Here is a 1,505-nt window from a genome sequence, read left to right as displayed (position 1 = left end):
GCACCGAGCCGGCAAAGAAAAAGGGCGCGGAGGCCGAAGCTTCCGCGCCCTTCTTTTTTTTGGACCGCTTACCAGCGGAGCCCGAAGGCTCAGCTGTGGTAGGCGCGTTCCCCGTGTTCGGAGATGTCCAGACCTTCTTCTTCGGCGTCCGGCGAGGCGCGCAGGCCGATCACCAGCTTGATGACCAGGAAGACGATGATCGAGGCGACGGCCGACCAGACGATCGTGACGCCCACGCCCTTCAGCTGGGCGATAACCTGGGTGACCAGGTCGTAGGCGGCGGTGTCGCAGGTCGAGATGTCGCCGTCCTTGGCGCACGAGGTGTAGTCGACGACGCCGGCGCCGCCCCAGGCGGGATTGACCACCAGGCCGGTGCCGATGGCGCCGACGATGCCGCCGATGCCGTGGATGCCGAAGGCGTCCAGGCTGTCGTCGTACTTCAGGGCGTTCTTAACGGCCGAGCAGAAGATGATGCAGATCGGCGAGACGACCAGGCCCAGGATCAGGGCGCCCATCGGACCGGCGAAGCCGGCGGCCGGGGTGACGGCGACGAGGCCGGCGACCACGCCCGAGGCCAGGCCCAGGGCCGACGGCTTCTTGCGGGTGATCCACTCGACGACGATCCAGGACAGACCGGCGGCGGCGGTGGCGATGAAGGTGTTGACCATGGCCAGCGAGGCATAGGCGTTCGACTCGAGGTTCGAGCCGGCGTTGAAGCCGAACCAGCCCACCCACAGCAGGCCGGCGCCCACCAGGGTCAGGGTCAGCGAGTGCGGAGGCATCGGCTCCTTGCCGAAGCCTTGGCGCTTGCCGAGGATGATGGCGCCGACCAGGGCGGCGATACCGGCGTTGATGTGGACCACGGTGCCGCCGGCGAAGTCGAGGGCGCCGAAGCTCCAGATCAGGCCGGCCTTGACGGGCGCGGTCGGGTTAAGAGCGATCGCGTCCGGACCCGGCCACCACCAGACCATGTGGGCCATCGGGTAGTACGAGAGCAGCGGCCACAGCACGGCGAAGGCCACGATGGCGGCGAACTTCATGCGCTCGACCAGCGAGCCGACCACCAGGGCCGCGGTGATGGCGGCGAAGGTCGACTGGAAGGCGATGAAGGTCAGTTCCGGGATCACGACGCCGGTCGAGAAGGTGGCGACCACGCTGGACGGCGTGACGTCCTTCAGGAACAGGCGGCCTAGACCCCCGACGAAGGTGTCCCAGTGTCCGCCGTCGGTGAAGGCGAAGCTGTAGCCCCACAGGAACCAGGCGACGAAGCCGATCAGGGCCACGGTCGAGACCTGCATCATGACCGACAGCATGTTCTTCGAGCGGACCAGGCCGCCGTAGAACAGGGCCAGGCCCGGCAGGATCATCAGCAGCACCAGCAGCGCCGAGGTCAGCATCCAGGCGTTGTCGCCCTTGTCCTGTTTGTCGACGATGGTCGGAGCGGCGGCGGGAGCGGGTGCGGCGGCCGGAGCGGCGGCCGGGGCCGGCGCGGCCTCGGCGGGCGC

The 1,505-nt window shown here is 68.4% G+C and carries 1 protein-coding gene; it reads right to left on the bottom strand.

What is annotated here, in order from left to right:
- Positions 1-89: 89 nt before the first annotated feature.
- A partial coding sequence (locus DMC18_RS07450; protein WP_110132813.1) for an ammonium transporter occupies positions 90-1,505 on the bottom strand: 1,416 nt, incomplete at its 5' end.

This window comes from Caulobacter sp. D5, assembly GCF_003185805.1.
GTDB lineage: Bacteria > Pseudomonadota > Alphaproteobacteria > Caulobacterales > Caulobacteraceae > Caulobacter.
Note: the sequence above shows the minus strand (reverse complement) of the source record. Positions and strands in the feature narration are given on the sequence as shown.